The sequence below is a fragment of the Methylophaga sp. UBA2513 genome, from assembly GCF_002341285.1.
Classification (GTDB): Bacteria; Pseudomonadota; Gammaproteobacteria; order Nitrosococcales; family Methylophagaceae; genus Methylophaga; species Methylophaga marina.
The window spans coordinates 155,700-170,158 of the sequence record NZ_DDNT01000008.1 but is presented as its reverse complement, the minus strand read 5'-3'; the positions used below and the strand labels follow the sequence as shown (position 1 = coordinate 170,158).

At 43.9% G+C, this 14,459-nt stretch carries 12 protein-coding genes; all 12 read right to left on the bottom strand.

From position 1 onward, the window contains the following. Positions 1-92: 92 nt before the first annotated feature. Positions 93-1,502: a nitrogen regulation protein NR(I) gene (gene ntrC, locus B3V56_RS05345; RefSeq protein ID WP_286305250.1), complete on the bottom strand. Its 1,410-nt coding sequence runs from the start codon at positions 1,500-1,502 to the stop codon at positions 93-95. After that, positions 1,492-2,544 (bottom strand): nitrogen regulation protein NR(II), encoded by a 1,053-nt coding sequence (gene glnL / locus B3V56_RS05340; RefSeq protein WP_289243887.1) that lies wholly within the window; start codon positions 2,542-2,544, stop codon positions 1,492-1,494. The genes ntrC and glnL overlap by 11 nt, the downstream gene beginning before the upstream one ends. A 186-nt stretch (positions 2,545-2,730) precedes the next feature. Then, on the bottom strand, positions 2,731-3,264 hold the full coding sequence (locus tag B3V56_RS05335; protein ID WP_289243888.1) for a DUF4124 domain-containing protein: 534 nt from the start codon (positions 3,262-3,264) through the stop codon (positions 2,731-2,733). A gap of 97 nt (positions 3,265-3,361) precedes the next feature. Next, positions 3,362-4,771, bottom strand: a complete 1,410-nt coding sequence (glnA, locus tag B3V56_RS05330) for a glutamate--ammonia ligase (protein ID WP_289243889.1) — start codon at positions 4,769-4,771, stop codon at positions 3,362-3,364. A gap of 178 nt (positions 4,772-4,949) precedes the next feature. Further along, a complete protein-coding gene (locus tag B3V56_RS05325; protein ID WP_289282552.1) occupies positions 4,950-5,177 on the bottom strand; it encodes a sulfurtransferase TusA family protein in 228 nt (75 codons plus the stop codon). Then, on the bottom strand, positions 5,174-6,226 hold the full coding sequence (locus tag B3V56_RS05320; RefSeq protein WP_286306066.1) for a tRNA (5-methylaminomethyl-2-thiouridylate)-methyltransferase: 1,053 nt from the start codon (positions 6,224-6,226) through the stop codon (positions 5,174-5,176). The genes B3V56_RS05325 and B3V56_RS05320 overlap by 4 nt, the downstream gene beginning before the upstream one ends. A 14-nt stretch (positions 6,227-6,240) precedes the next feature. Beyond that, positions 6,241-7,683 (bottom strand): metalloprotease TldD, encoded by a 1,443-nt coding sequence (gene tldD / locus B3V56_RS05315; RefSeq protein ID WP_289243890.1) that lies wholly within the window; start codon positions 7,681-7,683, stop codon positions 6,241-6,243. A gap of 47 nt (positions 7,684-7,730) precedes the next feature. Further along, positions 7,731-11,543: a YhdP family protein gene (locus B3V56_RS05310; protein ID WP_289284029.1), complete on the bottom strand. Its 3,813-nt coding sequence runs from the start codon at positions 11,541-11,543 to the stop codon at positions 7,731-7,733. Between the two features lie 7 nt (positions 11,544-11,550). Further along, positions 11,551-13,023: a ribonuclease G gene (gene rng / locus B3V56_RS05305; protein WP_289243892.1), complete on the bottom strand. Its 1,473-nt coding sequence runs from the start codon at positions 13,021-13,023 to the stop codon at positions 11,551-11,553. A gap of 2 nt (positions 13,024-13,025) precedes the next feature. Continuing rightward, positions 13,026-13,601 (bottom strand): Maf family protein, encoded by a 576-nt coding sequence (locus tag B3V56_RS05300; RefSeq protein WP_286305261.1) that lies wholly within the window; start codon positions 13,599-13,601, stop codon positions 13,026-13,028. Further along, on the bottom strand, positions 13,598-14,068 hold the full coding sequence (gene rlmH / locus B3V56_RS05295; RefSeq protein ID WP_286305262.1) for a 23S rRNA (pseudouridine(1915)-N(3))-methyltransferase RlmH: 471 nt from the start codon (positions 14,066-14,068) through the stop codon (positions 13,598-13,600). The genes B3V56_RS05300 and rlmH overlap by 4 nt, the downstream gene beginning before the upstream one ends. After that, positions 14,065-14,421 carry a ribosome silencing factor gene (gene rsfS, locus B3V56_RS05290; RefSeq protein WP_286305263.1) on the bottom strand — a complete coding sequence of 119 codons (357 nt, stop codon included), beginning with the start codon at positions 14,419-14,421 and terminating at the stop codon, positions 14,065-14,067. The genes rlmH and rsfS overlap by 4 nt, the downstream gene beginning before the upstream one ends. Positions 14,422-14,459 lie beyond the last annotated feature (38 nt).

Genomic DNA, 14,459 nt, shown 5'->3' with positions numbered 1-14,459 from the left:
TTATGAGCCCGACGAGCTACCAGGCTGCTCCACCCCGCACCTGATTAAGCAATGCATTATACATACCAGTTCATGGTGACGCAAGCCTTATTCTAATTTTCTTTTAGTTTACGCGTCAGTGTGTTTCTACCCCACCCCAATAATTTGGCTGCTTCCTGACGTTTACCTGCTGTTTTCTCGAGAGCAACTTCCATCAGTAAATGCTCGATAAGTGGAACAACATCTGCCAGTGCACCTTCCTGTCCAGTCAAAGCCTTGTTTGCTGCCCATTGTCTGAACAACTGTTGCCAGTCACCGCCTTGTCTACCATTATTGGCATCTATTGTTTCTGTAGAGAGTTCGACAGGCAAATCATCCATCTGAACGACTTGCCCAGGTGACATAACCGTCAGCCAACGACACGTATTCTCTAATTGTCGAACATTTCCTGGCCATGGTAATTGGGATAAATACATCTCCACATCAGTTGCAACTGATTTCGTTGACATATTTAGTTCTTTAGCAGCCTTATTCAGAAAATAAGCGACCAAAGCTGGAATATCCTCTCGACGTTCACGAAGTGATGGAATATGAATTCGAATAACATTCAGTCGATGAAATAAATCTTCACGGAAATCGCCTCGCTCAACCAGCTTTTCAAGATTTTGATGGGTTGCGGCAATGATTCGAACATCTACTTTTACTGCACTGTGTCCACCAACCCGGAAAAACTCACCATCCGATAGCACCCGCAAGAGTCGTGTTTGTAGCTCGATGGGCATATCCCCGATTTCGTCTAGGAATAAGGTACCGCCATTAGCTTGTTCAAACCGACCTTTTCGCTGGACATGCGCGCCGGTGAAGGCCCCTTTTTCATGCCCAAACAATTCTGATTCGAGTAGCTCTTTGGGGATTGCAGCCATGTTTAAAGCAATGAAAGGACCATGCTTTCTCGGGCTATGACGATGCAGTGCTTGAGCAACTAATTCTTTCCCTGTTCCTGACTCCCCATTCACCATGACGGTGATATTTGAACGCGCCAGTCGTCCGATCGCTCTAAAAACCTCCTGCATTGCAGGAGCTTCACCAACAATATCTGTGCCGATATTTACATTTTCAGCGGGCTCGCTATTCTGTTCACGACTATGACTGATGGCACGTTGGACTAGCTCAACCGCCTCATCAACATCAAATGGTTTGGGTAAATATTCAAACGCCCCACCTTCGTATACAGATACGGCACTATCCAAATCAGAATAGGCCGTCATAATGATCACCGGTAACTCTGGGTAGCGTTCTTTAATTTCAGATAGAAGTTCAAGACCATCAATACCAGGCATTCTGATATCGCTGATTAATACATCCGGTCTTTGTTCACGACCTTGTTTTAGCTCATTAAGTGCGATATCACCGGTTTCAAAAGCGCGAACTGTAATATCAACCACTTCCAATGCTTTTTGTAAAACCCACCGAATTGATCGGTCATCATCAACAATCCAAGCTATCGCTCTGCTAGCGCTCACGTCCAAACTCCAAAGGAAATGTTACGGAAAAAATAGTTTGTCCAACTTTGCTGGAGCAACTGACTGTTCCACCATTGCGTTGCACTAAGTTCTGTACCAAATACAACCCAAGTCCTGTTCCATCAGCTCTTCCAGTAACTAAGGGATAAAACAAACTATCTTGAAGAGATTCGGGGATGCCAGGGCCATTGTCTTCAACCTCAACTAACACCCCTAAACGGTAATATTGTTTTTCAATGGTGATATTTCGCTGTATCCGGGTCCGAAGGATAATTAAACCTACGCCATGCATAGCTTGAACAGCATTTCTCACAATATTGAGAAAAATCTGAATCAGCTGGTCAAAATCAGCGAAAAGATCTGGAATACTCGGGTCATAATCAATCTTAAACTTAAGTCGTTCATCAACTTCAATATCCACCAATTGGCGAACATGCTGAAGAATTTCATGAATGTTGGTATGTCGTTTCTCAGGTTGCTGATTTGGTCCCAGCATTCTGTTCATCAAGTTCTGTAGACGATCCGCTTCCGTGATAATGATACGTGTGTATTCTTTTAAATCTTCAGAGTCTAGCTGTCTCTCAAGTAATTGTGCCGCACCACGTAAACCGCCTAATGGGTTTTTTATTTCATGGGCAAGGCCACGCACGACTTGCTGTTGAGTGTGAAGATTTTCATCCCTACTGATCCTTTGTTGATAATCAAGTAATGCAAGTTCAAGAATGACATAAGAATCATCTGTATCCAGTACCTTAATAGAGCAATCTACAAGTACTTCACCGCTGGCCGGCAAAAACAAATGGACTTCACGCTCAATCAAAGCTTGACCTGTGGATACCACTCGTTCAAGTGATTTAAAAAGCTTTTTTTCGCCTGGAAGTAGGGTTTGTAGAGGAATGTTTTCAGCTTGGCGCTGGCTAATTTCAAATAAAATTTCAGTTGCTGTGTTGATATAACTAACCCGTAAAGCTGAATCTAAGATCAGCACGGAAGTAGATAAACTTTCCAATACATCATTGCTGTTGAAAGTATTGTGACTCATAGTGGTAACACTCATATTCATGCGTAATTTGATAGCAAAAAACGCTCCACATTTGAGCACTATCAAAATGTTTAAAGTTAAGCTATTGATTGCTATAGAAACAAGGTTAAGTTGTCCTCGAACAACTCATTGACACCACTTAATTGTATCTCTTTTATGCACCAGAGAAGTGCATACAGAAATGCTTCAATTTGCTGAAGAATTGTTGAGTTTAGATGCCCGGTGCAGATGGAATACAATACTTTCGCTAAGCAACTCTTGACCATTAGCATCAATAAGCTTGGCCACAAGCTCATGCGAGCCCCTGCTGAGGTTACTGAACTGATAGGTTAATGTGGTCTGGGGCTCACCTACAGTTTGTCCATCAAGAAATAGCTGAATACCATCACCTCTTTCCTGGCTCAAAGCAGGCTCCACGCTTAAGGTCACTGTGACATCTCCATCGTTGACCCAGATACTCTCATTAGCTGCTGGCGCAGTGATGGATAGTTGATAGTCTGGAACCGGTGACGTGTCCTGTTCGACGTTTTCATTCATTGACGTGACAGGCTCAACATCGGGAGAGGAGTATGTCGTTGATGCAGGAAGTTCAATGAGCTCAGCACCTGGTCTTTCTTCATCAGAAAAAACAACTGTTCCGCTGGGATCTACCCAGCGATAAATTGCTGTTAGCCCTTGCGTGCTGAATAATAAGAAGAAAATCAGGTATATAACTCTCATTCGCTCAGCATATTCCACTGTGGAATTTACCGCAACTCACAGATATAAAAAAAGCGCCCCGAAAGGCGCTTTTTTGTTAGCTTCATCACATAAGTGATTAAACACTGTAGTACAAGTCGTATTCCACTGGATGAGTTTCCATACGGATACGTGTAACTTCTTCCATTTTTAATGCAATGTAAGCATCAATCATATCATCAGTAAATACACCACCTTCTGTTAAGAAAGCACGGTCTTCACTTAGTGAATCAAGTGCTTGATCCAGTGAGTGACATACTGTTGGAATTTCTGCTGCTTCTTCTGCTGGTAAGTCATACAGATCTTTATCCATCGCATCACCAGGATGGATTTTGTTTTTAATACCATCTAAGCCAGCCATCAACATTGCCGAGAATGCCAGGTACGGATTCGCTGTTGGATCAGGGAAACGCACTTCAATACGACGACCTTTAGGATTGTTTACAAAAGGAATACGGATTGACGCAGAACGGTTACGTGCAGAGTAAGCCAACATAACTGGCGCTTCAAAACCAGGAACAAGACGTTTGTAGCTGTTTGTTGATGCGTTGGTAAAGGCATTCAGTGCACGAGCATGTTTGATGATACCACCGATGTAGTACAGTGCTGTTTCTGATAAGCCACCGTATTTGTTACCAGTGAATTGGTTTTCACCATCTTTTGAGAACGATTGGTGAACGTGCATACCACTACCGTTATCACCGACGATTGGTTTTGGCATGAATGTCGCTGTTTTGCCGTAGGCATGAGCCACATTATGTACAACATATTTCAGCGCTTGAACTTCATCCGCTTTTTTGACTAAGGTATTGAATTTAACACCAATTTCGCACTGACCAGCAGTGGCAACTTCATGGTGATGAACTTCAACTGATAAGCCCATTTCTTCCATAGTCAAGCACATTGCTGCACGAATATCATTAAGAGAGTCAACAGGTGGTACAGGGAAATAGCCGCCTTTTACTTTTGGACGGTGACCTTTGTTACCGTCAGCAAAGACTTTTTCAGTATTCCAAGCAGACTCATCTGAGTCGACTTTAAAGAATGATCCTGACATGTCACTGCCCCAACGAACATCATCCAGGATGAAAAATTCTGGTTCAGGACCGAAGAAAGCAGTATCGCCAAGGCCTGTCGATTGCAGGTAAGCCTCTGCACGTTTTGCCACACTACGTGGGTCACGCTCGTAACCTTGCATTGTTGCAGGTTCAACGATGTCGCAACGGATAATCAACGTGTTGTCATCCATAAATGGATCCATCACTGCTGTTTCAGGATCCGGCATTAAAATCATGTCTGATTCATTAATACCTTTCCATCCAGCAACAGAAGAGCCATCGAACATTGCGCCTTCTGTGAAGGTATCTTCTTCAATAGTGTGTGCAGGATAAGAAACATGTTGCTCTTTACCACGCGTATCGGTGAAACGGAAGTCAACAAATTTGACATCCTCATCTTTGATCATTTGAAGCACATTTTCGACTGACATTTAACTTCTCCAATTTTTATAAACTGCACTTTTCTTAGTGCAAACTAAACACGCGACACAATACAGCAGAAATCACGCCAACTTTTACTACATAAAAAAATCAACTATTTAGGTGCATTCGCACCAGCGACAGGCACCTAAATAGTGCATACCAACTCACTACTGCACAATATTGGTGCTATGCACCAACTCGAACCGTAATAATAAGTTCATCATTATTCTGTTGCGTGGCGATGACTTCATGACCATTAATTCGTGCCCACGCCGGTATATCGTGTAAAGCACCTGGATCTGTACAGATCACATCCAGTTCATCCCCATGACTCATCTGTTTAATCTGATTCTGGGCTTTGATGACAGGTAATGGACATAGCATCTTACGAGCATCTAAGGTCTGCTTACTCACACATACCACTCCTGTAAAACCTGTTCGGCAGAGAGTGGAGGCGTTTTTATCTGTAAATTTCCTTGTTTTGGTAAAGCGATATCAAGTTCTACCTCATCCGCCATACGCCCCTGTCCAAAACGCGCAACAATACCGGCTGCAAGCTCATATTGTTCTTCATCCAATTTACCGTCAACCAATGCCATAGGACCACTGTGGCTGAGGGCGTGAATACTGATAAATTCTTTTCGATAACCTTCCAGAAACTTACTTTCACCGGCATCACGCGCGATTATCAGCTTAAATTCTGCACTGGGGCGAATATGTCTGCCCACTTTCAGCAGCATAATATCGTCCATTTCATATTCTCTGCTATTGCGTGCTTTCCATAAGTCGACCAACTTATCTGAATAGCTTTTATCTGTCAGGAAACAACAACCACCTGCCGGACTAGCAAAATCCGTCAAGCCAAACTCTTTCGCTAAAGCTATCTGAGGTTTTCTATTGCGTCCATGAAAGCCATAAAGCTTGCTACGATCGACCCAACCTTCTCGCTCAGGTAAAGTCTCAGGCAGATTTTTGGCACACAATGGTCTGAGTAGTAAGTCATCAGCGCCAGACTCTTCAGAGATAATTGGCATAGTCGATTTACGCTGCGACATGGGACGTTGACCAATCACTTCTCCAGTGATGATGAAATCAAAGCCATTGTGATGATTTTCTTTTATCCACTCGACCGCTTTACTCACCATAAATATTTTACAATCGAGGCATGGGTTCATATTGGCCCCATAACCATGCTTAGGATTCAATAGAACGTCTTTGTATTCTTCTATGACATCTACGATGTGTAATTTAATGCCGAGTTGTTCAGCCACCCAGAGTGCATTGTTTCGTTTTTGTTTATCTTTGTCTTGATTACGAATGGCGTGAGTATGGCCTTCGACACAAAAACCGGTATAAAAATTAATACCCTCTACTTCAATACCTTGTTCCTGCATGACCCGAACGGCGAGCATGGAATCCAGGCCACCTGAAATCAGGGCGACTGCTTTATGTTTTTTTTCCATCATTTTTTCTAAATCTAAGCTGTTCCACCGACAGTCAGTGCGTCAATTTTCAGGGTGGGCTGTCCCACACCGACAGGCACACTCTGTCCTTCTTTACCACAATTACCAACGCCAGTATCTAGTTCTAAATCATCGGCGACCATGGATATACGTTGCATGACCTCTGGTCCATTCCCAATAAGTGTTGCCCCTTTTACCGGTGTAGTAACTTTACCGTTTTCAATGAGATAGGCTTCACTGGTAGAGAAAACAAACTTGCCAGACGTAATATCGACCTGACCACCACCAAAATTAACGGCGTAAATACCTTTCTCAACAGAAGCAATGATTTCTTCCGCTTTGTGGTCACCAGGTAACATGTACGTATTTGTCATACGTGGCATCGGCAAATGCGCATAGGATTCTCTCCTCCCATTCCCCGTACTTGCTTTGCCCATCAGACGGGCATTATGTTTGTCCTGCATGTATCCGGTCAGCTTGCCCTTTTCGATGAGTGTGGTGAATTGCGTTTCAACCCCTTCATCATCAACATTGAGTGAGCCCCTGCGTGATGGCAACGTACCATCATCTACCACGGTACATAAAGGCGAAGCCACTTGCTCGCCCATCTTGCCTGAGAAGGTAGATGTACCACGGCGGTTAAAATCGCCTTCTAAGCCATGACCAACAGCTTCATGTAATAAAACACCTGGCCAACCACTACCTAGTACGACAGGCATCGTTCCAGCAGGTGCAGCCACCGCCTCTAGGTTCACTAACGCTAATCTGACGGCTTCTTTTGCATAGTTAACAGCAAGGTTATTTTGTTGAAAATAACGATAATCCATCCGTCGTCCACCACCAGCACTGCCGCGTTCGCGTCGACCATTGTGCTCAACAATCACGCTGACATTCATGCGTACAAGCGGTCTGATATCGGTGGCATACGTACCATCACTCGCCGCAATCAGGACCGTGTCAATGCCACCAGCCAGGCTAACACTGACTTGTTTAACTCGAGGATCGGCCGCTCTTGCTGCAGCGTCGGCTTCTCGTAATAAGTTGAGTTTTTCAGTCACGGTTAAGGCAAGAATGGGATCATCTGGGGTGTACAGTATTGGGGATTGCTGTTTTTTCCAGACAGCTACGGATTGTTGAGAGCCTTGTCTTGAAATAGCTTGAGCTGCCTTGGCTGCTTTTTGTAAAGCCGGCAAAACCAAATCATCGGAATAGGCAAAACCGGTTTTCTCACCGCTACAGGCTCGGACACCCACACCTTGTTCAAGATGATAACCACCATCTTTGATAATGCCATCTTCCAGCACCCAGTTTTCTTGTCTGGATTGTTGGAAATACAAATCGGCATAGTCAACACCAGCCGTCATGGTTGTAGCTAATGCATTTTCCAGATCGTTATCCGTTAAACCAACAGGAAGCAGGAGTTGCTGTTGTACTTGCTCGGGAATCGAAGCGCTCATTAATACAGAATCATCGGTTATTTAAGATAAACACATGATATCAGATTCTATTGCTGAGCTGGATTCACGACATTGAGTTTAGGGTCGTTCCAGGGTCCCGTTAACTGATAACTGTAGCTAATTAAGTTAATCACATCCCTATCCAGAACACTGCCAGCAATTTTATCGAACAGTAAGATAGCCGTCCCCACTCCGAGGCCAACAGGGCCACCCGCTACTGCACCAGCGATAGGTAAGGTTGATGACACTTTAGGCGTAATTTTGACTACTTGGTTGTAAGTTTGATTAACCAGATCGATCGGGCCTTTCATTTCAATAACCGCTGAATCACCTTGCATGGTTAAATCTTTCGTTGAGGCGATACCATTATTAAACTGAAAATCACCTTTAATACTACTGAAATCAAAGCCGCCGCCAAACAAATCACTAAAATCCAATGATAAGCGACGTGGAATCGCCGCAATACTTAACAGCCCAAAAATTCTGCCAGCAGCGCCCGGCTCCACCTCAAGTAAACTTCCCCGTCCGACAGACAAATCCAGTTGTCCATTCAATTGTTGGCGAGTAAAAGACATAGGATCCGCATTCCAGTTCAGATCCGCATCGATTTTGACTTGTCTGGCTGCGATCACTTCCTGATAATTAAGGTGTGCCAGCAGAGCTCTCAGATCATCACTTTCTACATTCACAATAAAATGACTTGTATCGTCAGATTCAGTCTGCAGCCAATCACCTGTAGCGGAGGCACGCATGACTTTCGATGATAACTCAGCATTTTTCATCCGCCATTGATTCGGTGAGGCTTCACCCTGAAGTGTCAGTTGACCTAAATCAAGATCATTAATCTTAAGGGAGCGTATCGCTAATTGTATTGCTGGCCACAATGCTGCCTTTTTATCTTCCCTCGTCTCATCATCTGCTTGTTCATTCGCAACTTGTAAGTTCAGATAATCAAGATTGATATTAAGTGGCGTCTGGTTGTTTATCTGTTTTGGAATCGATACCCGACCTTTTATCTGAGGCGAGTTCAAATCGAACTGCCAGTCAGAGCTCGTATGTTGACCCGAGAGTTGAAGATGGTTTATCACCTGATCTGTGATGAATACCTTTGATAAGGTCAAATCAATACCGTCAATCAGGTCAAGCGCTGACGCATTCGTCGTGTCCGGCAAAGATTCCTGCCAATCCAGCCAAGGTTGAATATCAAGCATTTCTATATTGCCCGTCAGTTGCAAGCCATTAACATTGGTACCTGCTGATTGTCCGCCAAGCTTAATTTGACCCGACAACGACTTACCTGCATTGGAATGAATAGCAGCATTCAGCCAATCACTATAACTGATGGTGTACAGCATTCCATCGTCTTTTTCTTGTATTGCCGCTTGCAGCCGAACCGGTAGCGATGCTGATTTTCCTAATGGTTCGGGCGCATCAATGCTTATTCCTTGCAGATCAGTACGCAATGAGACGTTGAGCTCAAACTCACCCGGGCTTGGCTCACTAACGGTAATTCCTGTCAGATAGTCACTTTCACCCGTAACAAATGCAGGCACAGTACCGGGCCAGTGCTGATTAAGCGTTGATACTGCGACTCTGCCATTAATATCAATATAGGTTTTATCTTGTTCGGTTTTTGCATTTATCTCTATGGGTTCATCAAACGCTGTCGCGGTAATTTTATCTGCTGATACACCATTATTACTGAAAAAAAGACGGCCATTAATCTTATTTACTTCAAGTCCAGTAATGGCCTTTGTTATTAACTGGCTTTGATTAAAACTGACATAGCCTTTAGCCTGCGCACTATCAGGATCAACTAATGGCACCGTTAAATCCAGTTGAATATCGCTGCTACCCTTAGCCTGAAGCCAATCATCTATACTGCCAAAGCGTGACTTTAACGGGCTTTGTTTTAGGAAAGCCAAAGCGTTACTGGTTGAACCATTTAACAGGCCACTGACTTTCAAAATCGGATTACTCTTAACGAGATTACTGATAGTAGTGGTGACTTTATTAAAGTTAAAACCCGCTATTTGACCTGACTCACTCTGGATTAATAAGTTATTGCCTTGCCCTTCAACTGTGCCATTGACATGCATAATGTCCGGCCAACCTGGGCCATAATGTAACTGAACATCTTCAACATTGAGTTTCATATCGAAGCTGCCACGTTCGGGTTCAGATTCAAAAGGAAAGGCTGAAGGATCCCCTTTCATCGTTATCGTACCTGACCGGATAATCCCTTGACGGAACGCATCTGCAGACCATTCTTCAAAGTCTGCTGGCAAAATTCTTTTCGGCACATAATTCCGCCATGTATTAACAACCACGTCTTGTATGGTTAGTATGAGATTGGTATCGGTAATACCATTGGCTTGCTGGATTTCACCATTGAGAAGAATGTTTAAATCATCATTCCATATTTGAAGAGCATCAGCATTTACTCTCCAGCTCGCATCCTGATTCTGCCATGTTAATTGTCCTGTAATTGAATCAAACAACACAGAATCTGGCAGCCAAGTATCCGCATAAATGCTCGTTGCACGACTATTGAGTTCCAAGGTGCCTTTATATTTTTTCTTATCAAGTGAAAAGCTGACATCATTCGCCCCCGGGTAATCCTGCCAAGGTAAGAAAGATACACCACTCGCACTCATGGAAAGTTCATCAAGCCCGGATTGCTGAGTGTATGCAAAAGCGACATTCTGCAGATCCCCGGCGGGTTTGGTGTTCACTAATATTGCTGGCATTTCATTCATCAGTAATGCCATTGCAGTGACGTCACTCAAACGAACAAAGGAAACGTATCCAGACAATGCACCACTCTGTTCACTTTTTACATCGAACGTTGTGATTGGCCAATCTTCACCAGCCATTCTGATTTGAATCTGTTTACCTTCCACCTGCCACTGATTAGCCGTGTAATCAAGTTGAAAGTGTCCCACAAGTTGCTCAAGACTGACCTCGGTGAACTCATCAGCCGGTTTAGATGAAGACAAAGTGGCGTCTGAGAGTTCAAGCTCAAGTTCTGCCAGCAAGGCTTGATTATCTACTTTCTGTACATTGAGTGTCGCCGATAATAGGCCTTCATCTAACTTTGCGCCGCGGTATGCTCTTTTTTTCAAAAGACTCCCAAGAGACACTTCATCAACACGTACTTGTCCCTGCCATGAAGTCACATTCAATGCTTTATCAATGTGTGCTGTTGCAGATAAGTTAAGGTGATTGCCCAGTGAATCGGGTAAATTCAGATCGGCTTCAGCGAGAAGCTGTTCATCGTTAAAACTCAGAGAAGCATGTTCAATAGTGTATAAACCAGTTAAGGCGGGTTCGTTTTCATCTTTGTACTGAACCTGAATATTGGAAAGTTGTGACTGCTTAAGACGCGTTAACCAATGAAAAACTGTTTGAATGTTATCTTCGCTAAGCGCCTGCTGAGGTTGACTTTCATAGCCTTTAACGCGGAACTGACCATCAGCTGTATGTTCAACATTAACTTTGGCATTACGGATACTGGCATCCGCAATCATCAGCTCGCCACTACGAATAGATGAAAAAACATCCACCGCCAGATAAATCTGTCCGGCCTGGAAAATGGGTGTATTCCCTTGTTTCGCCATGACCTTTACCTGACGAATTTCCAGTTTAGGAATCAGATCCAGCCAATATAATCCGGCTTTTTCGATTTCTACAGGATAACCGCTTTGCTGAGACGCCCAGCTGGCAATTTCGTCTTTTCGCTCGGCAACCTGATCTGACAGCCAGATAGCAGTTATCAGTAATAAAAGTCCTAGCGTAATAGAAATCGCGGTGAGATAAAATAATTGCCGACCGGCAATATGCAGGCTGCGTTTTAGCATCAGATACCTACATCAGCACGACGTTAAACTGCTCACGTCCATACTGTGGTTCACACTGGAATAATATAGGTTTACCAATATGGTGTTCTAAATCAGCCACTTTGGTTGAATCCTCATCATTCAATCGGTCAATCACATCTTGAGACGCCAGTATCAGAAACTGTTTTGTCTCATACTGCTTGGACTCACGAACAATTTCCCGGAAGATTTCATAACATACCGTCTCGACGTTCTTGGTATAGCCTTTTCCTTCACAGCAAGGGCAAGGTTCACACAGAATATGGCCTAAACTTTCTCGGGTTCGTTTACGTGTCATTTCAACCAGTCCAAGCTCTGACACGGCACTGATATTGTGACGAGCCCGATCTAATTGCATGGCTTTTTCCAAAGCACGCAACACTTGTTCACGATGACCAATTTCTTCCATATCAATGAAATCGATGATAATGATGCCACCCAAATTACGAACACGTAACTGACGAGCAATGGCATGCGCAGCTTCTAAGTTGGTTTTGAAGATGGTTTCTTCCAAATTTTTATGGCCAACAAAGCCGCCTGTATTCACATCCACCGTTGTCATCGCTTCGGTTTGATCAAAAATCAGATAACCACCAGACTTCAAGGGCACCTTACGTTGCAAGGCTTTCTGAATTTCGTCTTCTACACTGAATAAATCAAATAAGGGTAAATCCCCTTTATAGTGCTCAAGCCGAGCGGCACATTCAGGCATAAATCCCTCAGCAAAGTGCACGGCTTTATGAAAGGTCTCTTCAGAGTCAATACGAATCCGATCAACATCTGCTGAAAACAAATCACGTAAAGCGCGCATCGCAAGTGATAAGTCTTCATGAAGCGGGTCACCACATTTAACGAGTTGTTTGCGTTCTTGCAGCTTTGCCCACAACCGATAAAGAAATTTCAGATCAGCTTCTAATTCTGCCTCTGAAACGCCTTCTGCTGCTGTGCGGAGAATATAACCGCCAGCGCCTTCATCAAGTAAGCTTATCAAGCAAGCTTTTAACCGTTCCCGTTCCTGCTCAGTTTCAATTTTTAAGGAAACCCCAATCCCTTCAGTTTCCGGCATATAAACTAAATATCGCGAGGATACAGAAAGCTGTGTTGTCAGACGTGCGCCCTTTGTTCCCATCGGGTCTTTTATGACCTGAACCAGAATCTCCTGACCTTCACGCAACAGACTGCTAATAGTTGGCTCAACATTAGGCGCTTCTTTCAAATCCCCCGTTTGGCCCTTGGGAATAGAAATATCTGAAACATGTAAAAAAGCGGCCCTTGCTAGGCCAATTTCTACAAAAGCCGCTTGCATGCCAGGCAAGACACGACAGACTTTGCCTTTGTATATATTCCCAACTAGCCCTCGATATTCATTACGCTCAATGAATACTTCTTGAAGTAGACCATTTTCAACTACGGCTGCACGAGTTTCACTCGGCGTCACGTTGATTAATATTTCACTACTCACATTCAGTCATCCATTGTTAATAAAAGTTGCCCCGTTTCCCTGATGGGTAATCCCATAATGCCAGAATAACTACCTTCTATATGCTCGATAAATAATGCAGCTAAGCCCTGAACCGCATAACCACCAGCTTTATCAACACCCTCTTTAGTCTTGATGTACCAGAAAATATCCTGTTCACTCAATTCAGCGAAACAAACATTATTGACTGAAACAGCTGTCCACAACCTGTCAGCGCGTGTTAGTGCAATTGCCGTCATCACTTGATGTGTTTTACCTGACAACATTCTTAACATACTGGCAGCTTGTTCGTCATTTTGAGGTTTACCCAAAATCGTTTTATCAATAACTACCGCGGTGTCTGCAGCCAGTACTGGCTTTCTGTCAGCTGCTAACAATAAGCCTCGTCCCGCTTCAGCCTTCAATCTAGCTATACGACTCACATAATCAATTGGGAGTTCGTTCTCCAGCACAGATTCATCAATATCAGGATTAATGACTGAAAAATCCACACCCATCTGTAACAAAAGTTCGCGTCGCCTAGGTGAACGCGATGCCAAATAAATAGATGGAAAGTTCATGAACGATGATAGGGGTGATTTTGAAGGATGGTCCAGGCCCGATAGAGCTGTTCGGCCAGTACAATACGAACCAGTGGATGAGGCAGGGTCAACGCGGATAAGGACCATTTCTGGTCCGCTCGCTGAAGACAGCTGGGGTCCAAACCGTCTGGTCCACCAATCATTAGGGCAACGTCACGCCCATCACTGAGCCATTGCTGCATATGTAATGATAAGTCTTCTGTACTCCAGCTCTTTCCCGTCACCTCTAAGGCAACTGCATGATGGTTATCAGCAATCGAAGCCAGAATCCGCTGACCTTCCTCTCTCTTCCACTGTTCTGGCTGCGCATTTTTGCTACGGCGAGCTGGCATGATTTCGGTCAGTTGAAGTGCACACTCTCTTGGCATTCGCTTACTGTATTCTTCATAGCCCTCGCTTACCCAACCTGGCATTTTATTGCCAACAGCGACAAGATTTATCTTCATTCTTGTTCAGCCGACGCCTTTTCATTCTGTGCAGGTACAGCCCATAATTTCTCAAGGTTATAAGTAAGACGTGTTTGAGGCGTCATGATGTGTGTAATCACATCACCTAAATCTACAAGCGCCCATTCGCCAACCGTTTCACCTTCAACTCCTAAAGGTTGAACACCTGCCGCTTTCGCTTGCATGACGACTTCATTTGCCAAGGCTTTCACCTGACGGCTGGATTTACCGGTAGCGATAATCATAATATCTGTCACATCGGTCATTTCTTTGACATCCAGCACTTGGATATCTTCTGCTTTAATGTCTTCGAGCGCATCGATGACGAGTAGTTTTAATTGTTCTGCCTGCATTGGGCACTCCATTTAATATATCTGCTACATAGTGTAAC

Bases quoted from the DNA above. Each gene is read 5' to 3' on its own strand.
- glnA (WP_289243889.1), bottom strand. From the start codon at position 4,771: ATGTCAGTCGAAAATGTGCTTCAAATGATCAAAGATGAGGATGTCAAA.
- glnL (WP_289243887.1), bottom strand. From the start codon at position 2,544: ATGAGTCACAATACTTTCAACAGCAATGATGTATTGGAAAGTTTATCT.
- tldD (WP_289243890.1), bottom strand. From the start codon at position 7,683: ATGAGCGCTTCGATTCCCGAGCAAGTACAACAGCAACTCCTGCTTCCT.
- rsfS (WP_286305263.1), bottom strand. From the start codon at position 14,421: ATGCAGGCAGAACAATTAAAACTACTCGTCATCGATGCGCTCGAAGAC.
- B3V56_RS05300 (WP_286305261.1), bottom strand. From the start codon at position 13,601: ATGAACTTTCCATCTATTTATTTGGCATCGCGTTCACCTAGGCGACGC.
- B3V56_RS05320 (WP_286306066.1), bottom strand. From the start codon at position 6,226: ATGGAAAAAAAACATAAAGCAGTCGCCCTGATTTCAGGTGGCCTGGAT.
- B3V56_RS05335 (WP_289243888.1), bottom strand. From the start codon at position 3,264: ATGAGAGTTATATACCTGATTTTCTTCTTATTATTCAGCACGCAAGGG.
- B3V56_RS05310 (WP_289284029.1), bottom strand. From the start codon at position 11,543: ATGCTAAAACGCAGCCTGCATATTGCCGGTCGGCAATTATTTTATCTC.
- rlmH (WP_286305262.1), bottom strand. From the start codon at position 14,068: ATGAAGATAAATCTTGTCGCTGTTGGCAATAAAATGCCAGGTTGGGTA.